Here is a 24481-nt window from a genome sequence, read left to right as displayed (position 1 = left end):
CTATCTCATAAATGATGACGTTAATTAACCTTAGTAAATGCTAGGTTATTTTCTTCTGCTTATGTATTACACATAAAAAATAGAATGAACAACATTATCAACACGTTAAAAACAGCCATTACTATTAATATCATGAATGATATTTAGACAGGCCAGCCAAGCAATATTAAATAAACTTAAATTTTGTAGGTCTTACCAGATGGATAATTAATAATCAAATGAACAAAAATAACTCAAAGAGGTCATTAAAATTCCATTTATATATTATATTTCTCATTTTATAACTTAAGGGATATTCAGAACTTTCATCTATGGTGAAATATTAATCTCCTTCTTTGATCCCCTCATCAATTATTAACCTTAAGTTAAATTATCATATTTACACCTGTACACTTTTAATGACATTAACATTAAAAAAATATTAATTCTTACATCTCTAAAATAAAGTAATCACCGACAAAGCCTTTACAGCACTGAGCACATCAATTTACGTCACATTTCATTTCAATGACCTTTGTTAACAAATGCCACCGGCACTTAACAATTACAAAATATATGATAAGATCATCATCTCAATTTGAAATTATTTACTATATAAAAAACAAGATTGTTATTGAGGTTATAGATGAAAATCTCGAGAAGAAAGCTATTATTAGGGGTTGGTGCTGCTGGAGTTCTAGCAGGGGGTGCTGCAGTTGTTCCTATGATCAATCGTGAAGGTCGTTTTGAATCGACTAAATCACGTGTACCTGCTGTTGCTGGTACTGAAGGCAAATTACCTGAGTCTGCAGATGCAGTCATCATCGGTGCTGGCCTTCAAGGGATCATGACTGCAATTAACCTTGCAGAAAAAGGTCTTAATGTTGTTATCTGTGAAAAAGGTGTTGTCGGCGGTGAGCAATCAGGCCGTGCATACAGCCAAATCATCAGCTACAAGACCTCCCCAGCGATTTTCCCTTTACACCACTACGGGAAAATTCAATGGCTTGGAATGAACGAAAAAATCGGTGCTGACACCAGCTACCGTGTTCAAGGCCGTGTTGAAGTACCTTCTAGCGAAGAAGATTTAGAAATTTCAAGAGCGTGGATAAAATCTGCATCTGAAAACCCAGGTTTCGATACCCCATTACGTACCCGTATGATTGAAGGTACTGAACTGGCTAATCGTCTGGTTGATGCACAAACTCCATGGAAAATTGGTGGATTTGAAGAAGACTCAGGTAGCCTTGACCCAGAAGTTGTCACACCAACCATGGCAAACTACGCAAAATCAATCGGTATCCGCATCTACACCAATTGTGCAGTACGTGGTATCGAAACTGCGGGCGGTAAAATCTCTGATGTTGTCACAGAAAAAGGTGCAATCAAAACTTCTCGTGTTGTTCTGACGGGTGGTATTTGGTCGCGTCTGTTCATGGGTAACTTAGGTATTGACGTTCCAACACTGAACGTTTACCTGTCACAACAACGTATTACTGGCGTACCAGGTGCACCAAAAGGTAACGTACACTTACCTAATGGTATTCACTTCCGTGAACAAGCTGATGGCACCTACGCGGTTGCTCCACGTATCTTTACCAGCTCTATCGTTAAAGACAGCTTCCTGTTAGGACCAAGATTCCTGCACGTATTAGGCGGTGGAGAATTACCATTAGAGTTCTCTATTGGTAAAGACTTATTCAACTCCTTCATGATGGCAACATCTTGGAACTTAGATGAGAAGACACCATTCGAAGAGTTCCGTACAGCAACGAATACACCAAACAACGAACACTTAGATGGCGTTCTGGAAAGACTGAGAAAAGAATTCCCAGTATTTAAAGAGTCCAAAGTGGTTGAACGTTGGGGTGGTACCGTTGCGCCAACAGATGATGAAATTCCAATTATTTCAACAGTCGAGCAGTATCCAGGTTTAGTCATCAACACCGCAACAGGCTGGGGTATGACAGAAAGCCCTGCATCTGGTCGATTAACGGCTGAATTATTAATGGGCGAAAAACCATTTATCGACCCAACGCCGTACAAACTTTCTCGTTTTAACTAAAAAACGGGAAAAATAGCGATTTTTACTGTGGATCTATTAGTGAATAGTTTAAAGTTAAATGAAAGTTTAATTTTTGATAAAATTAATAGATCCTATTTACTTTGATAATGTTAAGGAGTTTACATGCGCTATAAAACTTTATTGCTTTCTCTGCCTTTGATTTTAGGTGTAGCAAGTGCGAATGCAGCTGATGATGTTAAACGCGTTCCAGTGAAAGGATTCCCTATCTCTGAATCAGTAGAAATCGGTGCGGGCAACAGCCTTATTTTCCTGAGCGGAAAAGTACCTTCTAAAATCTCTGCAGACGCTAAAGAAGGCGTTTTAGAGTCTTATGGTAATACCGAAGCACAAACTATCAACGTGTTAAAACAAATCCAAGCTAGCCTTGAAGGTATGGGTTTGACCATGAACGACGTTGTTAAAATGCAAGTATTCTTAGTTGGTGGTGAAGAAACTCAAGGTACTATGGACTTTGCTGGCTTTATGGCTGGTTACAACAAGTTCTATGAGTCTGAGAAAGTAACTAATCTGCCAGCTCGTTCTACCTTCCAAGTCGCTAAACTGGCTAATCCAGCTTGGAGAGTAGAAATCGAAGTGACAGCGGTACGCCCAGCTGCAAAAAAATAAGTTATTCGATAACGAATAACTAAACGATAATGGGGCATAGCAATGTGCCTCGTTATATTACTTGCCTTTCTTCTATTGCCATATCTTTCAACATCCTCTCACAGATTGTTACTCTCGTTTCCTGTATGCTATTGCTTAAAGTTCTTCAATAAATAAACGTGCTATGCTGCGATTATCAATCGTAAACGTTAGTAATGGTATAAGACAAGGTAATGTATGATTAAAGAGTCTCTCAAGATCCATGGAAAAAAGCAGTTTGAAATCAAACAAAAAGTGTTGTTTCCACGTAAGTCTAAAGAGATCCGTTACCAAGTAGATACTTTTTTCTTTTTACCTTCATCATTACAGATTAACCCTGACCTCTATGCAGCATCAAACCTCCAGCGCAGCCTAAAGAACTATATTCGGCTACGCCCACCTACAGTAAAATTATCATCACTTACTGATGAAAACGGGGCATTGAATGAGCTAAAGCAGTGGCTACAGCAATATAACCCACAAAACTTACCTTCATTGGACGAATATGAAAATAGGCTAAAACGTTATGCTTTAACGTTCAAAAGAACGATCCGCTTGAACATTAAAATGGTAAGCCAAACTCCCCAACGGCAGACTCCCGAATATTTGACTGAGTTCATGGCAAATATCGCCAAATGTTTCTGTGCTTATCGGGAATTAGCCATTCCGTCAGCCAAAATTGAAGAAGCTATCCATTCCAATGCTTTTTCTTATTGTGACGAATTTATGACGTATTACACCATGAATTATTTACGTGATTTATTAGCAGATAAACAAATACCGTTACGCGAAGAAATACGTCATTTTTGGTACCAAGAGATGCGTTATTTGAAAAAGCAGTATCCTGATTGTTTTCCCAGTGATGAAACGGATGCTGAATTAGTCACATACCGCCGCAATTTATTGAAAAAATATATTAATCGTTATCTCTATTTAGAAATTCGTCATAAACGGGGACTTCCTCTTCTACTACACTCTATCTATGGTATTGCAGCTGCAATTTCAATGATTTTCGCGACTGTTATCGCCTTTTTCTGGCAAGGAAAATATGGTGCTTTAAGTGCCAACTTATTTTTAGCGATGATCATCGGCTATATCTTCAAAGATAGGCTAAAAGAAGTTGGCCGGGAGCAATTGTATCGGCTATTCCAAAAATGGATCCCTGACCGCCAATTGCGTATTTATCGGGAAGGTATTAAAGCACCTGTTGGTATCTGTAAGGAGTCCTTTCGTTTTATCAATGAAGCGATGCTTTCACCCGATATCCGTGAAATGCGGCAAAAATCCCATTGGGTTAATTTGGTCAATGTTCAACGTATGGAAGACATACTGTATTACCGAAAGGATGTGCTACTGCATAATCGCCAATCCGTCTTCGAAAAGAACCAATCTTCTATCGCCGATATTACTCGGTTCAATATTTCTGATTTTTTGAAACACATTGATATTAGTTATGAAGAGTTAACCGTCAATGATGATGAGCCCGCGATTATGGGAGAAAAGGTTTACCATATTTACCTTTGCCGTCGCATCACGATAAATAAAAAAACCTACAATGAGCTGGCGCGTTTAGTGGTAAATGCCGATGGGATAAAACGCTTAGAAATGTTGCAATCACTGGACTTGCTGACAACCGATGAAGACATTGAAATTTCACCGCAGTGAAGATTACCCCTTTTTATAAAAAATATTCTAACATTTAATTTTCTAAATCATTCGAACTGTAGCAAGGCGGCAAGAGAAGCTAATCCCTAGGAGCATACAAAAGTATGTGACTAGGGTTAGCGAGCGTAGCCAACACCGCTACAGCTCGAAGGATGACGAAAATTTAGTAGTAGAGAGCAATATACTGGTCATCCACCCTCTTAATATCAACCGGGGTATCAAAAATATCCTCAATAATTTCAGATTTCATGATCTCCTCAGGCTTACCGTGATAAGACAAACGGCCGTTTCTCAGTGCAACAATGTAGTCAGAATAAACTGACGCAAAGTTAATATCATGGATAACTAAAATAATCGTTTTTCCCAACTCGTCTGCGGCTTTACGCAGCAGTTTCATCATAATCACGGCATGCTTCATATCAAGATTATTCAATGGCTCATCGAGTAAAACATATTCTGTATCTTGGCATAAAACCATTGCCACATAGGCCCGTTGACGTTGACCACCCGATAATTCATCTAAATAACGGTAACGTAAATCTGATAAGTTTAGAAAAGAGAGTGACTCATCAATTTTCTTTTTATCATCAATGGTTAAACGACCTTTGGTATACGGGTAGCGCCCAAAACCGACCAACTCTTCAACCGTTAGTCGACTCGCAAATTGGTTCTCTTGGCGCAAAACAGATAAACATTTTGCGAGTTTATCACTCGGAGTTGTTGATACATCAAGTTCATTCACTTTGACATAGCCACCGTCATCGGGCTGTAACAAACGCCCGATAATCGACAACAGTGTTGATTTACCTGCACCATTAGGCCCGATGATTGAGGTAATACCGCTATTTTTAATTGTTGTTGTTACGTTATCTAAGACTTTAGTATCCTGATAACTTTTCGATATCTGACTAATTTCAATCATACTAAAACCTTCTTAACACCATATAAATAAAGAATATTCCACCGACAAACTCGATAACAACCGATAATGTCCCCGCCATATTTAGGCCATATTCAAGGATCAATTGACCACCAACCAGTGCAATGACACCAAGTAGAAAGGAAACGGGTAGCAAATAGCGGTGTTGGCTACTGCCAGCCACTAAGTAAGCTAAGTTCGCGACCATCAAGCCTAAGAATGTTAAAGGGCCAACCAGTGCCGTCGAAACGGCAACCAAGATTGAAATAAGCAACAAGATAACCGTGACTTTCTGGCGATAATTAATCCCTAAGTTCACCGCATTGGCTTGCCCTAACGCGATAACATCGAAACAATAGCGCATACGCCACAATAAAATGCCCACGACCGCAGTGATAAGCAGCGTGAATAGAATGAGCTCAGGTGTCCCTTTGGTAAAGGTGGCAAACATCCGGCTTTGTAAAATGGAAAACTCATTGGGATCCATTAAGCGCTGTAGCAATGTCGCTACACTGCGAAATAATGTGCCAAGAATAATACCCACCATCAATACTAGGTTGATATTCATTTTAACTGACACAAATAACCAGCGATAAAGCAGTACAGAGAACAGCACGAGTAGTGTGGACTCTAATAAAAACTTACCAATATTCAATAGCCAAGAGGATGGAAAGCTATCGGTATAGAAGACAAAAATGGTTTGTAATAATATAAATAATGCTTCCAATCCCATGATAGATGGAGTCAATATCTTATTATTAGCAATAGTTTGAAAGAGAACTGTTGAAACCCCTGAGGCAAAAGCCACCACGATCATGGTGAGAACAATATAGCCTCGGTGCGGCAAAATGTAGGCAAGATTACTGCCCAAATTGACCGTCATATAAAGAACAATGGATAACAATGACAATGCCAGTAGTATCCATATTCTTTGCAACGGCGTTACCCCTTTCCTAGGCAACGCTATTGATGAGTTAACTTTTTGCATAACGTTGTTGCTTCAACAATAAATATAAAAAAATCACCGCTCCAACAACACCTAAAATCACACTTGCAGGGATTTCAAATGGATAGCGAATTAAGCGCCCAATAATGTCACAGAGTAAAACTAAGCCACCACCAGCAAGACAAATCCATGGAATGGTTTTACGTATGTTATCGCCCATCACTAAGCTCACCAGATTTGGAATAATTAAGCCTAGGAAAGGTAATGCCCCGACCACCACGACCACCACACCACTGATTAAGGCGATAATCGATAAACCGATAGTCATCACTTTGCGATAATTTAGGCCAACATTAATTGAAAACTCACGTCCCATACCGGCAACCGTAAAGCTATCTGCAATCCAGCAAGCAATTAACGTTAATATTCCTACTAACCACAAGAGTTCATATCGACCTTGAATGATGCTAGAAAAGTCACCACTCATCCATGCACCAAGAGATTGCAATAAGTCGAAATAATAAGCAGTAAAGATGGTTAATGCGCTAATCACTGCACCTAACATAATCCCTACCAGAGGGACGATTAGTGCAGATTTTAAAATTACGCGGCGCAATAGCATCATAAACAGCATGGTGCCAAGGAGTGCAAAACCGCTGGCGACCACCATCTTGGTCATAATACTCGCTGCTGGGAAAAGTACCATGACAACCAATAAACCTAAGCTGGCTGACTGGGTTGTTCCTGCAAGAGAAGGCTCCACAAAACGGTTTTGCGTTAATAATTGCATGATTAGACCTGCAACGCTCATCGCGCTACCGGCTAAAATCAAGGATATGGTTCGGGGAATTCGGCTAATAAAAAAGATGTCTTGCATCTCTGGGTCGGTGAAAAGCGAAACGGGTGACACGTCACCCGCTCCAATAAACAAGCTTAATACCGCTAAAACCAATAACGCGATAATTCCACAAAAAAGATAAAGCGTTTTCATCGGTTATTTTGCTTGGCTCTTCTCTAGTGCTGTATTGATGTCGTCCATTAGCTTAGAGTAGGTTTGGATCCCACCCGCGATATACACGGCAGTTGGGTCAAGGTAAGTAATTTGGCCTTTTTCCCATGCTGCTGTTTTTCTCACTAATGCGTTATCAAGTACCTCTGCGGCTGGCTGAGCATCAGATTTACCAATCGCACTATCACGGTCGATAACAAATAACCAATCTGGGTTCAATTTCACCAGTAATTCTGCATTAACGATATTACCGTGACGCCCTGTGTTTTCAGTAAATACATAAGCCGGTTCGAAACCTAACACATCAAAAATAAAGCCAAAACGTGAGCCTGGGCCATACGCGGAGATTTTACCACCACTGACTAAGATCACCATCGCTTTACCTGCTGTCGGTGCTTTAGTTTTGATACCTTCAATTTTTGTGTTGAAGTCAGCAATCAGTTTTTTGGCTTGTTCTTCTTTACCAAACAATGCGCCAAGCTCATTAGTACGCTCAGTTAAGCTACCAATAAAGTTTTTGTTATCAATGTCTAATGAGATAGTTGGAGCAACACCACTGAGTTTGTCATAGGCATCACGAGCACGGCTACCACCTAAAATCAGGTCAGGTTTAGCATTACTTAATGTTTCATAAGCAGGTTCAAATAATGTTCCGCCATTGACGTATTCAGAACCGCTATATTTCGTTAAGAATTCAGGGAAGCGAACGTTGGTTTGTGGAACACCAGCAACCGGGGCTCCGAGTGCATCCATGATGTCCAGTGTTTCCATGTTCATCACCATAACTTTTTGCGGATGACGAGGAATTTCAGTTTTGCCTTGGGCATGTTCTACTGTGATAGTTTGTTTTTCTGCAACTTGAGCTGTTTCTGATGTGTCTTTCGCGTTATCACAACCCGCTAATACTAATGCTGATAACAAAGCAATACCCGAAACTAATGATTTTACAAACATCTAATTTCCTCCGTCCATCGATAAAAGTACTGATGATTAAATTTGGTGACCCATAATTTAGCGTATATTACACGCAAATAAGCGCAAATGATATTAGTTTGCATTTGCATTCGCTAAAAAGTTGTTACAACGCACAAAAACATCAATTTCATTCTATTGGTGGATAATTAAGAGAATTGCAAAAGTAAAACGATAGGGAAAATATTAAGGAATTAAGATGAGGAAACGGTGACTTGAAGATGGATATATTGATAGATAGATTGAATTTACAGTTAAACCTTGATGCCCTACTCATTTGTACAAAAGACAATACAAAACCGTAATCTCAACCTACCTATCACCACTAATCATTTAAAAACTCATTATTGTATATCATCCAAGTTCCCATATTTATTAAGCTGGGAGCTAATATCTTCAAGGAACCAATCGATTGGGGTTCCCATTAAAAATGCAAGTTTGAACAGATGAAACAGGTCAATTTTAATTTTGCCTCTTTCGTAACGCGAGATCTGTTGTTGGCTAACACCTAGCAACTGAGCTAACTGAAAGCCTGTATATCCCAACTCTCTACGCTTTTCTAAGATCCTCTGACCTACCATATAATGGATTTTTTCACTACCATTTTCTGAATACATATTTTCACCATTTATTAAGGCACAGTTAAAATAAGGGCTGCAGCACCTTCAAACTGACCAGCTTGAACTCGGCCATTAGTGCCTAGCACGGCTTTGAGGGTGACCGAGTTTGTTCCACCTGCAGGCACATGGATTTTGTAACCATTTTCCCCAGGTGTATCGTTCCCACCTAAATACAAATTCGCATATAAGCTATTATCCGCCCGTAGATTTACACGACCATTTGTCACGTTAACACCAGTTGCAACCACCAAAACATCCATCGATAAGTTACATGTCACACTAATGTTCACTTGTTTTGATTGGCCAGCGAGATCGGCTTCACTAATTGGGCCAAAGTTGATATCCGGGACGGTATTGTTGATCTTACAAGCTCCAATTGGTGGAGGCGCAATACCACATAATGAGCCGGGAATTAACCCACCGTTACTTGTAACCCCTGTGCGATCTTGGTAAAACAGCCCCACACACTCCTGATTATTCTGTAGCCTAACCCCGGTATGAACAGCCCACTGTGTTGCTGGAGCTGTCGCCTTTGCCAAAACGCCGGGTATATTCTGAACATCAAGCATGTATCGATATCTAGAAATTTCGGCCAACTCGACGGTTGCCGCCCCCGGTGTTCCATTAGCGGTATGCTTATGGCTTATGGTGAGATAGCATTTCGACCATCCGAAACAAGGATTAGGCGTAGTTGGCAATTCAGGGTCCCAGCGGGCAATAACGTACTTATAGTCTGCATCGCCATTATTTGGGTTATTACCGGGCCTTGATTCAGTGATATAGGAAAAAACATAAGCTGATGCAGTAGATGAAAACATGACTGCACCAATTAATAGCGATAAAAAAACTTTCATATTAGTTCACAGCCTTATTATTCATAATCTAATTTAAATGTTGCTACAGCACTGTAAGGCCCTACTTTTATTGTCTTATCTGCAATAGCATCCGGTTCACCTTTTAAATAGGCATAGAACCGCAATTGGTTAGCGCCATCTTGTAACGTTAGCTTCGAGCCTTTCTGTTCAAGAGCCAGTGGTGTTTTATCTGAATTTTGCAGCCCCACCGCAAAACCAGATGCGACACTACTTGTTGATAATGCTAAAAAACCAGGAAGCGCTAGATTCGGAGTTCCAGAGAAAGTGACTTCTACAAATTTACCAATCGTTGTGTCACAATCAGACAGCTTAATCACAAACTCTTTAGGTGGAGTTTCACCATAGGCATAAAAGTTTTTTTCTGGTGTATCAAAAAAATCCATCGGGATGTTTTCATCACCAGGTAAAATAGTGCAGGGTTCCTCCACTAAATTACCGATAATCCTTAAATTATCAGGTACAGCAAAAGCCGTACTAACGTCGATAAGTAAGGCTCCAGCTACTGCACATTGAATTAGTTTGTTCATTATTGGTACTCCGCTAGCAATGTCCCTGTTGCGGTAAAGCCTCCTTCAGGCAACGTAACTCCCAATCTCTTAACTGGAACAACTTCTAAAACAGGCGGTTGCCCATACGTAATCTTTAACGGTTTATTGATTTCAAAACCTAAACCATTTTGGGTAATACGCATGCCAAGATCTCGGAAATTGGTTTCCAGAGCCGACGTATCAAAGTCGGTTGCAGTTCCTTTGATTGTCAGCATCAAATCCCAACCTTTTAAATTGTCTTCACACTTCAATGCGTAATTAATAGGTTTCGTGAATCTGACTCCATCTATTTTATGTAAACCAATATCTTTATATTCAATGACGTTGACTTTATCTTCAAAAACAGTGCAAGGCGGTGGAATTAATAAAGTTCCCGTAAATTCCACATCGTTCGCCATCGCAGCGCTAGCAGGTATTACTAGCAGACCCATTATCAGCGGAAATCTTTTCATTATTCTTTGCATTATTTTTCCCTCACTGATAATCAAGTTTGATAGTGACGCCCGCATGAAAAACCCCACCTTTTGTCAATGTTGTGGATAAGTCACGAACAGGTATAGCTTCAAATTGAGGGGCATTTGGGTACACGAACTTGATTTCTTGATTTAATCGAAGCTTGCTTCCGTTATAACGAAAAGCAATCCCTAAACCCGGAAGATCTGTCTCAATTGCACCAGTATCAAAAGATGCAGGAATACCAATCAACGTCATTTTCATTTGCGACGTTGGCCTTTTTTCACAGTCAATATTGTAATTTATGGGTTTCGAATAGGCGTTCCCGTCAATTCGCGTACTCATGATTTCATCAAAATTGACTTTGATGATATTTCCACCATTAATTTTGCAAGGGGGTGGTGCTAAAACAACCCCTTTAATCGGTACGGTTATCATACCTGGTGTGACTGTCGCCCGTGTACTTCCCGACGGGCTAATACGTGAATCGGGTAACCCTGCATAGGAGGCCGATGTAAAAAGTAGTCCAACGAGACATGATGCCAGCAGGTACCGCTGCTTATTTAAATCACTCATAATCCACCTTAAAGTCCATTACGGCGCTGAAACTTCCTTCCGTCAATTTTTCGGGAGTTCTCACTGGTGTGACAAAATATTGAAGAGTCCCCTGCGGTGCATCAAGGAATTGTGGACGACCTCGGCTTCCTAGCCTGATATCTTCTCGTTGTGCGTCAGTCACTTCTAATGCCAAGCCAGAGACACCTTTTACACTTAACATTTCTGGAAAGTGTTTATCCGATACGGCAACAAAGGAAACCGTTATGACGGGCTGCATTGCATCCCAAATCGCTCTGCCCGTTCTCGTGTCTTTCATTCGGCTTTCTGTACGAATGCAATGTCTAAATTCTAATTCAAATGACACTGGTTCAGCTCTATCACCAGGTTTACGGAGTGAATAAGAAGGGATCTCCCCTAGAGACACTTCTTGGCGCTTTGAATTGGTCACATCCATCGTACAAGGTGCCTCGGTCATCATGCCATTTACTGTCAATGTTCCGTGTAATCCATCAATATCCCAGCTACTTATTCCAAAGGTAAACACTGGAACTAAGCTGAATAAGATAGTGCTGAACTGGAGAGTCCTTTTCATACATTGTTCTCCGTTATCTGTCCGTCGAAGATTCAACTTTGCAAGTTGTACCTGCGCAACCAAACGTCAATTTAGGCCTTCCACCATAATCATTGATATAAGTTAGAACTGGCTTTGCCCCCATAGCACTTGCGCTACCCTTAAGCATTCCGTTACCTTTTGGTGAGATCATCACAGGCTCAAACTGCTTCACCGTATCTCCTCCCACTTTTGAACTTGCATCCACAATCGTGACAAAGTAAGCAGTTGGATTCGTGACTTCGTAGGCATCACCTTTACGCGTTAACGTAATTTTTTCTTGCCATGGGTTTTCTAAATCCGTACGAGTGGCATATAACGCTTTTGGTCGATAAAACAACTTAATACGTGTTTGTAATGCAATTTGTAATACGTTAGCTTCTTTACTACGTGGCGGAATCTCACGTAAGTTAAAGTAATAAACACTTTCTCTGTCCTGAGGTAATGTCGCGATATCAGGAAGAGATTGAATTTTAACTTGGCTACCTTCACCTGGTTCTACGCGTTGAACTGGTGGTAACACCGTGAGTGGGCTTTCAATTTTGTTACCATTAGCGTCTTCAATCCAACCCTGCGCAAGATAAGGTAACTCTGTGTTTTCATTCTTAATATTTAAGCTAATGGTCTTTTCAGCCCCATTATAAATGACGCGTGTTCTATCAAGTGCAATAGCGGCCAAAGCCTGTCCACATAGCACTGCAGATAACGTAATTGTCGTAGTAAAAAATGCAATTTTCTTAATATTCATATGTACCAACTATTTATAAAATCAAGCAACTTGGGTTACTCGGTATAATCTGCGCTGTAAGCAATATCCGGTGGCTTCAATAACCAACGCTGACTCGGTTCTACGCCCTGTTTAACGGGTGCAGGTTTGTAGACAGGGGCTGGTTGCCCAACAGGAACAGCTTTTGCAGGCATATATCCAGGTTCAATACCTGGGCTGCTTGTACACGGTAATAACAGTGAGTTAAATTCCGCCGTTTTAATATTTCCTGGGATCTGAATTTTGCATTGCGCACTTCCATCCCAATGCACATCTAAAACTTCATTTGGATTGACACCAGAGATATATACGGAGCCATTATCAGTCACGATACCGAGCTCTCTATTTTTCTCATTTCTCACGGTAGCCCCGAATGGCGGATAACTTCCATCGGCCAATGCCAATCTCACCATCGTTTTAACACCCGCTAACACCTCAAATTCGCGGTAAGCAACAGCCCCTTCAGTCAACGTAATAGGCTGCGATGTCCGAATAGCTTCCACATCGTCAGGCAGCTGAGTCACATCAATATGCGCGCTGGTACGGTAGTAATCACTGATGTCAGAGACTACTGCTTTACCAAAAATGTTGGTTTCTGTGGTTGGCCCAAAACCTTGGATAGGGACATTTTTCACACCTTCAGTACCTACCATCACCCGGCTTCCACCTGGCGTGTTAATGCGGTGTAATGCGGCACCATGCCCTGTGACTGTTGCACCACCCTGTAGAGAAAATGCAGCTGAAGAGGTATCGCCATTGATATAACTGGTACTTGCCGTAACTGTTGCTAAATCAGCATAACGCGTATAGAAACCATCAATGGTTCCACGGCCACGACTACTAACCCCAGTACCAACACGATAATTTGTTTTATCATCAACGGAATCGAAATAGCTGACGGTATGTGAATTACCATCCCTCGTCACCATGTTGTTATAGCTAATTGACGCTCTATCAGCCCAAGGCAAAGAGAGGTTCATATATAGCCCATCATCATTATTTCTATTATCAAATTTGTTACGGAATGCCGTTAAACTTAAATTGATGTTTTTAAAACGACCAATATCAAAATATTTAGCAATAGAAACGTTATAGCGTTTTGCCGCAGGCTTATTCCAATAAGTTTCGTGGTTATAGTTCAGATACGCAGTCAGATCCGCACTAGTGAAATACTTATTAAATGTGATCGTATACAGCTCTTTACTATTATCGAATTCCACCCCTCTGTAACGACGGTCGAGATATTGGTTCATACTCATAAAGTCGCGTTCAGAGAATCGATATCCTGCGAAGGTGACTTGGCTGTCATATTCTTCAAAACGTTTTGAATAACTTAAGCGATAAGACGCCCCTGTATAGATTTTGTTTTCTGTTTTCAGTTTTGCTCGTGACTCAGTGATATCGAATGAAATTGCACCGAAGGCGAGTAAATCTCGACCAACACCGAGTGATAATGCGTTATAGTCACCTGCCGCGACACCACCACCGAATAATGACCAACCGTTAGAGACCCCCCAGCTAAATTCCCCTGTAACGAATCCTTGCCCTTCTGTTTCATGTTCCATATTATTCGGTCGGCCACCGGCAATCTTAAACAGCACTGAGCCTGGACGAGTTAAATACGGAATGGAGGCAGTATTCATTTGGAATTCTTGTATGGAGCCATCCTGCTCTTCGATACGTACATCTAATTTACCGCTAACGGCATCACTTAAATCTTGAATACGAAAAGGCCCCGGAGCAACTTGCGTTTCATAAATGACACGCCCTTGCTGAGTCACAATCACTTTTGCATTGGTTCTCGCAACACCAGTGACTTCAGGTGCATAGCCACGTAAGTTAGGTGGTAACATTCTCTCATCAGAGATAAGACTTACCCCCATATAACGGAATGAGTCAAATAACCCTGAGCGAAGAAATTGCTCCCCCATCGTTAGCTTTGCATTTAGCTCTTTGACGGCTCGATAAGCATAATATTGGCTCCAATCCCATTTACGATCTGTGGATTGACCATTCGTTCGATTATAACTTGCTTGCCAGTCAGCTCTAAAACGCCATGCGCCTAAGTTAAAACCTGTCGTACCGTTACCAGTAACTGACTGGGTATTGGCTGAATCTGCAGGCCTTGTTAAGTTAGCATTCAAGTTATAGTCAAAGATCAGAGCGGGAACACCTTCATCCCAACGAGATGGGGGATCCCAGTTATCAGAGGTAAATTCGATATAAGCCTGAGGTACAGTAATGGTGATCGTTTCTTTGGCTAAAGAACCACTTACTGTCATTCCTGGGATCGTTTCTGGAATTAAACATTGGCCATTTTTAGCAAATTCAACCTTTTGTTTCCATTCATCGCGCAAAGCGATATGGTCAACAACATCTGGCGTTAAACAAGGCTCAGTCATACCCGGATCATTAGGATCCGCGATATATTCAATATCAAAAATGTCAGCTAAATCGCGACTATTTAAATTAATTTTAAATGGGTACTTCCCAGGCATAACATAACCTGCGCGAGAGAACTCATTTAAGGAAATATTTTTTTTATCCTGAAGATCTAAAACATCCGTATTAAACTCAATACTATCATTATTTGCATTAGCTAAATTTATATGAGCAATGGCTATAAACACCATGGTAGCAACAGGCGTTAAAAAATAACTTACTGAGTTATTAAATACTTTATTTTTACTTTTTAATCGCAGAGCCATAATAGTCCCTTAGTAATAACTCAGTAATAATCCATTTTAAAACGGATAGTTGTCTGATAATTTCCTGGTTTTAAGCGTTTATTATTAGGTACTACCCGCACCTTATAGTGCAGAGTTGTCTCCCCCGCGCTAATAGGTAAATCAGGCATTGCCTTACCAGGTATTGCAACATTTCCAGCCATATCAGAAATTTTTACTGACAATCCATTTGCATGCCCAAAAACATCGAAGTTACGGCCATCAGTTGGGCCATCAAATGTAATATTGAAAGTTTGCCAATTAGGGGTTCCAGGAGTTACCGGTGTTAGAACACAATTGATAAGGCGTATAGAGAAATCACTTGTTGGACTTTCTCTGTCGTGAATTATCTGGCTAACCGGTACAGTCGTTATGCTAACTGATTGATCTCGGCTATCTGCATCTATTGCACAAGGGCTCTCAATGATTGAACCGCCCATAGTAACAGTTCCTTTGAACTGACTTTGTGCCCGAGAATTTTGATTTTGCGCACTGACTATCGGGGCAAATATCATTCCTGAAAGCACCATGACAATGATGCCAAAGTGATTCATAGCGACTCCATCTCAACTTAATAACCAATTTCAATGCATTAAAATTAGTGCCCATACATCCTTGTACGGGCTATACCAATTACTGGTAGCTCAGAGCAAATGTTGCAATTGCATCAAATTCACCTGGTACAGCAGGTTTGTTTGTTGCATCATCATCGCCTTGCAAATAAGCTTGGAAACGCAATGTGTTCGCACCAGTTAATAAAGTTTGAGATGGTGATTTAGCACCTAAAGCAATTTTGGTGCCGTTGAAATCAGTGATCACGATACCCGCGTTTTTCGCAGTACCAGCAATAGCTAAACCATCAGTTACCGAAGTACTTGGAATACCAGTAAATGTAGTTTGAACTGTTTTCAGAGTTGTGATGTCGCACTGCTCTAATTGAATATTGAAGTCACGAGCAATACTTTTACCGCCACCGTTTAATGCAGATGTTGCGATAGCACCCATTGGTACTTCAAATGCTTGAGATCCTGGTGGAATTGAGCAAGGAGCATCAATAATTGAACCTTTAAAAGTGACTTGGCCGCCACCTTGGTTTGCAGAAGCAGAACCAGCAACTACTGCTAAACCTAAACCTAATACTAAAGCAAGTTTATTTAATTTCATTTTATACATTTCCATTAGATAAAAAGACAACACAAATTAAAATAATGAGTTATTATTAATCTGATTATTTCAACTTTTTCTTAAAATATATTCGATTAGCAAATATTAAAGATTGACACCAATAACTATTTCTATTTATCAAACTCTATTAGTTAATAAATGAAATAATTAAACAATGCATCAATGCGTTGCCATTATTATACCACATTTTAGTTATGTCAAATTTAAGGGTTAATTAAACACCTTAACTATAAGTTAGTGATATATATATATAATTCATAACATACCCCATCTTAAATACACCATTACGGGATAAGTTGGTGATGTGCTTCTAATTAAATTGACCTTTTCTTAATAAAAAACCATAAAATAAACCCAATCATTATTAATAAAGTTTTTTATACTCATAAAACGGGTTCTTATTAGTGAAAAAAATGGGATGAGATAAAGTGAAATCATGAAATTAACTCAAAAATATTAAATCGAGATTTTACCGAAAAATAATTAATCAGAAACTTCCCAAAAAAAACAATTAAATATTTTCATAATGTTTCTAAACTCACCAATTGTTACATTTTAAATGAGTAATAAATTAAAAATAAATCCATAAATATCATCATGATAGATTAAAAACAACCATGAATTCAATATAAACAACACCTAGGTACCATTAATATAATAAAACACTTTTTAAATAAAAATAAAAATAGAAACAATTGATAGAAAATAAAATGAAAAACGATAGTCAGACAGCCTTAATATTTCAAATTATTTCAAACAGTAATTAAAAGTAACTTTCAATAACTTTATAAATACCACCAGAAGGATTAAAATAGAAAAACAAGACACCTTTAATAGAAATAAACCAATCTCTATTTAAGTTGATTAGCTAAATCAAGGTAAGTTAAATAGCGAAAATGAGGATATCCCAAAAATGAGTAGAAGTAATGCCATAAATTATTGTCGACAATTACATTACTGACCTAATAATAATATCTCAAATATAGAAACCGCTGTTTAAGTCAAAACACCATAAAGACTGAGCATAACTTACCATTATATTTAGCATTACCTACACCCAAATTAGAGTATGTTTATATGGCGATACAAAGTAAATCACCACTTAAAACAAAAAACCCCATCTCATATGAAATGGGGTGCCAAAATAGCAATATTTGTTGTTTACACAAGAACAAGTTGTACAAAAGCAATGTACTGGCCCACCGCCTTGTGGAGCCAAACCTAATGGCGATTCCTCACCAATTGATACCGACGAGTCAGGTATTCGATAGGGGCACTCCAAATGTGCACTAAACGGCAGAATGGGAAGAGTAAAAATATCGTCATACCCAACACAATATGCAGTTTAAAAACGATGCCAACCCCTTCAAGGTAATTGGATGCCCCCCAATGGAATGTCACAATAGATTGCGCCCATCCCACTAATTTCAACATTTCGCTACCATCCATATGTTGTGCTGAGAATGGAATGGTGAGTAACCCTAAGCAAACTTGCACCACCAGCAAGGTTAAGATCATGATGTCACCGAAGGATGAAGTTGCTCTCACGCGAGGGTTCGTCAGGCGGCGCTTCAACAGCATCGCGCCACCAATTAACATCATCACACCCGCTGCGCCCCCACCAATCATCGCCATTAATTGCTTAATATGCATTGGCAGAAAAGATTCATACATCCAATGAGGCGTTAACATACCTAAAAAGTGCCCGACAAAAATCCCAATAATCCCCAAATGGAATAAGTTTGATGCCAAACGCATGTTCTTTTTATCTAACATTTGGCTGGAACCCGCTCGCCACGTGTATTGCCCGTAATCGTAACGTAACCAACTACCGACAATAAATACCGTCCCAGCGATATAGGGGTATATATCGAAGAAAAATTGATTGATAAAATTCATTTTTGAACTCCTACATGGCTACCCACACTGAGATCCAAGTATTGTGGTACCACCGCATTGGCGAAACGATGTTGATGTGCCGCCACTTCGCTACCACATGTTTTTTCATCGGCAAAAAATTTCACTTGCTCCTCTTCCCAAACCGCATCTAGCGCCTCTGGGGTGTCATCCCGTACTTCGATTGCCACTTGTTTGCTTAATTGCTCCGCCGCAATATCGCTATGAGAAAGCTCAAGTAAAAAATCAAATAAAACAGAGAAACGGCTTTCTCGCTGTTTCAGCCTTTCCCCTAACAACGCTAAAATTGGCGCAATATCCTGCAACCCCTCGATAGTTTCATTGGTCGGTAATACCGTTAGATATTCCAAATAAATGGGCAAATGGTCAGGTAATTCACGGCAATCAATTTGCAAACCGTGTTGCTGATATTGAGCCATTAAATCAACCATCGCTTGCCCTCGGTCTCTGGACTCACCATGCACATGCTCAAATAGCAATAATGATGTCGCGCGCCCTCTATCAAACAGCTCACAATATTGCGCTTGCATATCGAGTAAGTCTTCATTGAGATACTCACGCACAAACACCATCAGTTGAACAGCGCGTGTGACAGACAGTTCATCAGCCTGTTCTAGCGCTTCAATGAGCTCATCACGATGTAACCAAAGCGCTTCCGAAGGGTATTCCAATAACCGAGAAATCACTTTTAGTGCCATCATAGTGCTTTCTCCTGATTATTTTTTGGTGTGATATCAATGGCATCAATGCGTCTGCTATTAAACAAATTCGCTTTGCTATCGCTACCATGGCAGCCATCACCAAAACTAAAGCCACAAGCTTTCGCTTCAGGAAATGCTTCACGCGCCAATTCTCGATGACTGGATGGAATGACAAAACGGTCTTCATAGTTAGCAATAGCTAAATAACGGTACATTTCTTGTGCTTGAGCTTGTGTTAATCCAACTTGCTCTAACGCACTGGTATCACATTGGTTTTCTACGGTTTCTGCTCGCTTGAAATGGCGCATCGCTAACATACGTTTTAGCGCCAATAGCACCGGTTCGGTATCCCCTGCAGTTAACAAATTAGCAAGGTATTGCACTGGAATGCGTAAACTTTCTACATCCGGCAATACACCGTTATTAGCTAAGAGCCCTGAATCCGCCACAGACTGAATTGGTGACAAAGGGGGTACATACCACACCATGGGTAACGTGCGGTATTCAGGGTGCAGTGGCAGAGCTAAGCGCCATTCCATCGCCATTTTGTACACTGGGGATTTCTGTGCCGCATCGATCACACTTAATGGGATCCCTTGTTTTTGCGCTTCTTCAATCACTTTTGGATCATGAGGATCAAGGAAAACATCAAGTTGGCTTTGGTAAAGGTCGGTTTCCTTTTCGACACTGGCTGCCGACTCAATTTTATCGGCGTCATACAGCAATACCCCTAAATAGCGGATACGACCAACACAGGTTTCAGAACAAACCGTTGGCATGCCTGACTCAATACGTGGGTAACAGAAAATACATTTTTCTGATTTACCGCTTTTCCAATTGAAATAGATTTTTTTATACGGGCAACCGGTTAAGCACATACGCCAGCCGCGGCATTTGTCTTGGTCAATCAACACAATACCGTCTTCTGAGCGCTTATAAATTGCCCCACTTGGGCAGGTCGCTACACACGCTGGGTTTAAACAATGTTCACACAGGCGTGGCAAATACATCATGAACGTATTTTCAAACTGCCCGTACATCTCTTTTTGAATATGTTCAAAGTTTTTATCTTGGGCTCGCTTGGCGAATTCACCGCCTAAATCATCTTCCCAGTTTGGTCCCATTTTCACGTTACTCATTCGCTCACCCGTAATTAATGAACGAGGGCGCGCGGTTGGTACGTGTTTGCCTTCTTTGGCATTTTTTAAATGGCCGTAGTCATAATTAAACGGCTCATAATAATCATCCAAAGCAGGTACATCTGGGTTAGCGAAGATTTTCGATAAAACACCCACTTTGTTCCCCATCCGTGGAACCAATTTACCCTTAATAGTGCGTATCCAGCCTCCTTTCCACTTTTCTTGGTCTTCCCAATTATGGGGATAACCAATACCCGGTTTAGTTTCGACGTTATTAAACCATGCGTATTCAACCCCTTCGCGGCTAGTCCACACGTTTTTACAGGTCACTGAGCAAGTGTGACAACCAATACATTTATCAAGGTTTAGCACCATGCCGACTTGAGAACGAATTTTCATTATGCTTTCTCCTTTCCGCTCAAGGTCTGCTGGTAGGCATCACCTTCACCATCCAGCCAGTCAACCTGTTTCATTTTGCGAACAACCACAAATTCATCACGATTAGAACCTACTGTTCCGTAATAATTGAAGCTATAGGCAAGGTGCGCATAGCCACCGATCATATGGGTAGGTTTCGGGCAAACACGCGTGACCGAATTATGAATTCCGCCACGTTGAGCCGTAATTTCAGATCCAGGCAAGTTGATCAGCCGTTCTTGGGCGTGGTACATCATGATCATGCCATCAGGAATACGTTGGCTAACGATCGCTTTAGCGGTTAATGCACCATTACTGTTAAAAGCTTCAACCCAATCGTTATCTTCGATACCAAGCTCGCGGGCATCTTCTTCGCTAAGCCAAACCACTGGGCCACCGCGGCCTAACGTCAACATTAATAAGTTGTCGCTGTAAGTAGAGTGGATCCCCCATTTTTGGTGCGGTGTTAAAAAGTTCAGTGCTTTTTCTGGGAACCCATTGGATTTTTTCCCCATAAGTGGCTGAGCGGCTCGTGTGTCAATCGGTGGGCGATATACCACAAGGCTTTCCCCAAAGGCGCGCATCCATTCATGGTCTTGATATAACTGCTGACGACCACTGAGCGTTCGCCATGGGATCATTTCATGAACGTTGGTGTAACAGGCGTTGTAAGAAACATGTTCATCTTCCAATCCTGACCATGTCGGGCTAGAGATAATTTTACGCGGCTGCGCAACAATATCGCGAAAACGGATTTTTTCGTCTTCTTTATGACGAGCAAGATGAGTATGGTCGCGGCCTGTTACTTTGCTTAACGCATCCCATGCTTTTACTGCCACTTGCCCATTGGTTTCAGGCGCGAGTGTTAAAATAACTTCAGCGGCATCAATCGATGTTTCAATTTTTGGCCGCCCAGCATTAGCCCCCTCTGGCTGGGTTTTATTGAGTTTTTTCAAGAAATCAATTTCATCTTGCGTATTCCAATTGATCCCTTTTCCCCCATTACCCAATTTATCCATCAGTGGGCCAAGAGAGGTAAAACGTGCATAAGTATTTGGATAATCACGCTCAACACAGATAATGTGCGGTGCAGTTTTTCCGGGGATCAGCTCGCACTGGCCTTTTTTCCAATCTCTCACATCAAAAGGCTGTGCCATCTCAGCAGCACTATCATGTTGGATCGGCAACGTCACCACATCCGTTTCTTTGCCTAAGTGCCCAACGCTGACTTCAGAAAATGCTTTGGCAATCCCCTTGTAAATTTCCCAATCGCTTTTAGATCCCCAAGCTGGGTCAACTGCCGCAGAGAGCGGATGAATAAATGGATGCATATCCGAGGTGTTCATATCGTCTTTTTCATACCAAGTAGCAGTCGGTAAAATAACGTCCGAGAACAGGCAGGTGCTCGACATTCTGAAGTCGAGAGTCACCACTAAGTCAACTTTCCCTTCTGCCGCTTTATCTTGCCATTCCACTTCTTCTGGTTTGACGCCGCCTTGTTGACCTAAGTCTTTGCCTTGAATACCATTTTCAGTTCCTAATAAGTATTTCAGTAAGTATTCATGGCCTTTCCCTGCGGAACCCAATAAATTTGAACGCCAAATAAACAGATTTCGTGGGAAATTTTGAGGGTCATCAGGTTGCTCTGAAGCAAAGCGAATATTGCCTTCTTTCAACTGTTTAACAGTATAATCAGTGGGTGACATCCCTTCACTTTGTGCATTCTTCGCAATATTTAATGGGTTGACATTTAACTGTGGTGCTGACGGCAGCCACCCCATGCGTTCTGCTCGTACATTCATATCAACCAAACTGCCACTAAAGGCTTGCTTATCGGCTAGAGGCGATAACAACTCTTCTGTTGCGACTGTTTCATAACGCCATTGGCTTGAGTGGTTATAAAAGAAAGAAGTGCTATTCATATGACGAGGTGGGCGCTGCCAGTCCAAACCAAAGGCTAAAGGTAACCAACCCGTTTGTGGACGTAATTTTTCTTGCCCCACATAGTGAGACCAGCCACCACCGCTTTGCCCTACACAACCACAAAAAATCAACATATTGATAATCGCGCGGTAGGTCATATCCATGTGATACCAGTGGTTAATCCCTGCGCCAACAATCACCATAGAGCGGCCATGGGTTTTCTCTGCGGTATCGGCAAACTCACGCGCTATGCGAATAATATTTTGGCGGCTAACCCCTGTGACTTTCTCCGCCCACGCAGGTGAATACGCTTTCATATCATCGTAATCAACCGCACAGTTTTCATCACCAAAACCACGGTCAATGCCGTAGTTCGCTAGCATTAAATCATAAACACTAGTAACCAATGATTCGCTACCATCAGCTAACTGAATACGTTTAGCGGGCAGTTTATGTAATAAAATATCTTTAAGTTCAACATGCTGGAAGTGCTCGCTTTCTAAGCCACCAAAGTAAGGGAAACCAACATCGACAAATTCATCATAGCTATCTGCCAAGCTGAGTTTCATTTTAATGTTATGTGCATCTTGTCCAGTGCGCGGTTCTAAATTCCATTTTTGGCCGCCATCCCAACGGAATCCCATTGAACCTTGTGGAGCACATAATTCGCCTGTCTCTTCATCAATCGCAATAGTTTTCCATTCGGCATTTTTTTCTTCGCCTAATGAATTATGTAAATCAGATGCCCGTAGCATGCGGCCTGCGGCATAAGAGCCATCTTCACGCTTATCTAGCATGACAAGCATCGGCATATCGGTATACGTACGCACATATTCACGGAAATATTCAGCTTCGCGTTTTACATGGAATTCATTGAGGATCACATGCCCCATCGCCATTGCCATGGCGCTATCTGTTCCTTGTTTCGGGTTCAACCAATGGTCACATAATTTGGCAATTTCCGCGTAATCTGGCGTCACCGCGACCGTTTTCGTCCCTTTATAACGCACTTCTGCAAAAAAATGTGCGTCTGGCGTACGCGTTTGCGGAACGTTAGAACCCCAAGCAATAATATAAGACGAGTTGTACCAATCTGCTGATTCCGGTACGTCAGTTTGTTCGCCCCACGTCATGGGTGATGCAGGCGGCAAGTCACAATACCAGTCATAAAAACTTAAGCACGAGCCACCAATTAATGATAAATAGCGCGCACCTGAGGCATAGGAAACCATCGACATCGCGGGAATGGGTGAAAAACCAACAATGCGGTCAGGACCAAATTCTTTAATCGTCGCGACGTTTGCCGCTGCAATTAGTTCATTCACTTCCTGCCAGCTTGAGCGAACAAAACCACCACGACCACGAGCTTGTTTATAGCTTTGTGCCTTTTGCGGGTCATTGATTATAGATAGCCACGCTGCAACAGGGTCTTGTTGCTCCGCTTTTGCTTCACGCCACAATTTAAGTAAGCGCTTACGCATCATTGGGTATTTAACACGGTTTGCGCTGTATAAATACCAAGAGTAGCTCGCCCCTCGAGGGCATCCTCTCGGCTCATGGTCAGGTAAATCAGGGCGAGTTCGTGGGTAATCCGTCTGCTGAGTTTCCCAAGTAACTAACCCATTTTTGACATAAATTTTCCAGCTACAAGAGCCAGTACAATTAACACCATGAGTGGAACGCACAACTTTGTCATGCTGCCAGCGGCTACGATAACCATCTTCCCAATCACGGTTTACATTTAACTCTTGCCCGTGATCACCTGAAAAGGTTTCGCCCAACTGCTTAAAATACCGAAATCTGTCTAAAAACTTGCTCATCGGATTGCCTCCAAAGAGACGGC

At 41.2% G+C, this 24481-nt stretch carries 21 protein-coding genes; 3 read left to right on the top strand and 18 right to left on the bottom strand.

The genetic code is table 11. From position 1 onward, the window contains the following. Positions 1 to 625 precede the first annotated feature (625 nt). The 3 genes from G6Q48_RS01405 (at position 626) to G6Q48_RS01395 (ending at position 4354) form a co-directional block, all read left to right on the top strand. Positions 626 to 2044 (top strand): NAD(P)/FAD-dependent oxidoreductase, encoded by a 1419-nt coding sequence (locus G6Q48_RS01405; protein ID WP_102138088.1) that lies wholly within the window; start codon positions 626 to 628, stop codon positions 2042 to 2044. 123 nt (positions 2045 to 2167) lie between these two features. Then, a complete protein-coding gene (locus tag G6Q48_RS01400; protein WP_166264176.1) occupies positions 2168 to 2671 on the top strand; it encodes a RidA family protein in 504 nt (167 codons plus the stop codon). A 216-nt stretch (positions 2672 to 2887) separates the two neighbouring features. Beyond that, positions 2888 to 4354 (top strand): hypothetical protein, encoded by a 1467-nt coding sequence (locus tag G6Q48_RS01395; protein ID WP_102138090.1) that lies wholly within the window; start codon positions 2888 to 2890, stop codon positions 4352 to 4354. Between the two features lie 163 nt (positions 4355 to 4517). Here the strand turns inward: G6Q48_RS01395 and G6Q48_RS01390 are convergent, their stop codons facing one another. From G6Q48_RS01390 to G6Q48_RS01305, 18 genes are all read right to left on the bottom strand, one after another. Next, complete coding sequence (locus tag G6Q48_RS01390; RefSeq protein WP_166264174.1) at positions 4518 to 5276, bottom strand: iron ABC transporter ATP-binding protein; 759 nt, start codon at positions 5274 to 5276, stop codon at positions 4518 to 4520. A gap of 1 nt (position 5277) precedes the next feature. Beyond that, positions 5278 to 6261 (bottom strand): iron chelate uptake ABC transporter family permease subunit, encoded by a 984-nt coding sequence (locus tag G6Q48_RS01385; protein ID WP_166264172.1) that lies wholly within the window; start codon positions 6259 to 6261, stop codon positions 5278 to 5280. Then, on the bottom strand, positions 6248 to 7210 hold the full coding sequence (locus tag G6Q48_RS01380; protein WP_102138093.1) for an ABC transporter permease: 963 nt from the start codon (positions 7208 to 7210) through the stop codon (positions 6248 to 6250). The genes G6Q48_RS01385 and G6Q48_RS01380 overlap by 14 nt, the downstream gene beginning before the upstream one ends. 3 nt (positions 7211 to 7213) lie before the next feature. Further along, complete coding sequence (locus G6Q48_RS01375) at positions 7214 to 8182, bottom strand: siderophore ABC transporter substrate-binding protein (protein ID WP_166264170.1); 969 nt, start codon at positions 8180 to 8182, stop codon at positions 7214 to 7216. Between the two features lie 362 nt (positions 8183 to 8544). Next, a complete protein-coding gene (locus tag G6Q48_RS01370; protein WP_166264168.1) occupies positions 8545 to 8817 on the bottom strand; it encodes a helix-turn-helix domain-containing protein in 273 nt (90 codons plus the stop codon). Positions 8818 to 8831: 14 nt separating this feature from the next. Then, positions 8832 to 9674, bottom strand: coding sequence for an MrpH family fimbial adhesin (locus tag G6Q48_RS01365; protein WP_102138096.1), 843 nt, complete (start codon positions 9672 to 9674; stop codon positions 8832 to 8834). A gap of 17 nt (positions 9675 to 9691) precedes the next feature. Then, on the bottom strand, positions 9692 to 10222 hold the full coding sequence (locus G6Q48_RS01360) for a fimbrial protein (RefSeq protein ID WP_102138097.1): 531 nt from the start codon (positions 10220 to 10222) through the stop codon (positions 9692 to 9694). Next, positions 10222 to 10674, bottom strand: coding sequence for a fimbrial protein (locus tag G6Q48_RS01355; RefSeq protein WP_229597487.1), 453 nt, complete (start codon positions 10672 to 10674; stop codon positions 10222 to 10224). Before G6Q48_RS01355 ends, G6Q48_RS01360 begins: the two co-directional genes overlap by 1 nt. A gap of 43 nt (positions 10675 to 10717) precedes the next feature. After that, positions 10718 to 11272 (bottom strand): fimbrial protein, encoded by a 555-nt coding sequence (locus G6Q48_RS01350; RefSeq protein WP_102138098.1) that lies wholly within the window; start codon positions 11270 to 11272, stop codon positions 10718 to 10720. Continuing rightward, positions 11265 to 11846 carry a fimbrial protein gene (locus tag G6Q48_RS01345; RefSeq protein WP_102138099.1) on the bottom strand — a complete coding sequence of 194 codons (582 nt, stop codon included), beginning with the start codon at positions 11844 to 11846 and terminating at the stop codon, positions 11265 to 11267. Before G6Q48_RS01345 ends, G6Q48_RS01350 begins: the two co-directional genes overlap by 8 nt. 13 nt (positions 11847 to 11859) lie before the next feature. Beyond that, positions 11860 to 12612, bottom strand: a complete 753-nt coding sequence (locus tag G6Q48_RS01340; RefSeq protein ID WP_102138100.1) for a fimbria/pilus periplasmic chaperone — start codon at positions 12610 to 12612, stop codon at positions 11860 to 11862. Between the two features lie 35 nt (positions 12613 to 12647). After that, a complete protein-coding gene (locus G6Q48_RS01335; RefSeq protein ID WP_166264166.1) occupies positions 12648 to 15338 on the bottom strand; it encodes an outer membrane usher protein in 2691 nt (896 codons plus the stop codon). Positions 15339 to 15358: 20 nt separating this feature from the next. After that, positions 15359 to 15910 (bottom strand): fimbrial protein, encoded by a 552-nt coding sequence (locus G6Q48_RS01330; protein ID WP_102138102.1) that lies wholly within the window; start codon positions 15908 to 15910, stop codon positions 15359 to 15361. Between the two features lie 79 nt (positions 15911 to 15989). Further along, positions 15990 to 16520, bottom strand: coding sequence for a fimbrial protein (locus G6Q48_RS01325; RefSeq protein ID WP_148241605.1), 531 nt, complete (start codon positions 16518 to 16520; stop codon positions 15990 to 15992). A 1242-nt stretch (positions 16521 to 17762) separates the two neighbouring features. Beyond that, the gene (narI, locus tag G6Q48_RS01320; protein WP_004907792.1) at positions 17763 to 18440 is read right to left on the bottom strand and encodes a respiratory nitrate reductase subunit gamma; all 678 of its coding nucleotides are present in this window, start codon (positions 18438 to 18440) and stop codon (positions 17763 to 17765) included. Beyond that, entirely contained in the window at positions 18437 to 19159 is a 723-nt protein-coding gene (gene narJ / locus G6Q48_RS01315; RefSeq protein ID WP_166264164.1) for a nitrate reductase molybdenum cofactor assembly chaperone, read from the bottom strand. The genes narI and narJ overlap by 4 nt, the downstream gene beginning before the upstream one ends. Then, positions 19156 to 20697 (bottom strand): nitrate reductase subunit beta, encoded by a 1542-nt coding sequence (gene narH, locus G6Q48_RS01310; RefSeq protein ID WP_102138105.1) that lies wholly within the window; start codon positions 20695 to 20697, stop codon positions 19156 to 19158. The genes narJ and narH overlap by 4 nt, the downstream gene beginning before the upstream one ends. Then, entirely contained in the window at positions 20697 to 24458 is a 3762-nt protein-coding gene (locus G6Q48_RS01305) for a nitrate reductase subunit alpha (protein WP_166264162.1), read from the bottom strand. Before G6Q48_RS01305 ends, narH begins: the two co-directional genes overlap by 1 nt. Between the last annotated feature and the right edge of the window lie 23 nt (positions 24459 to 24481).

This window comes from Providencia sp. M-27 (assembly GCF_011077905.1).
GTDB classification, from domain to species: Bacteria; Pseudomonadota; Gammaproteobacteria; order Enterobacterales; family Enterobacteriaceae; genus Providencia; species Providencia huaxiensis.
Note: the sequence above shows the minus strand (reverse complement) of the source record. Positions and strands in the feature narration are given on the sequence as shown.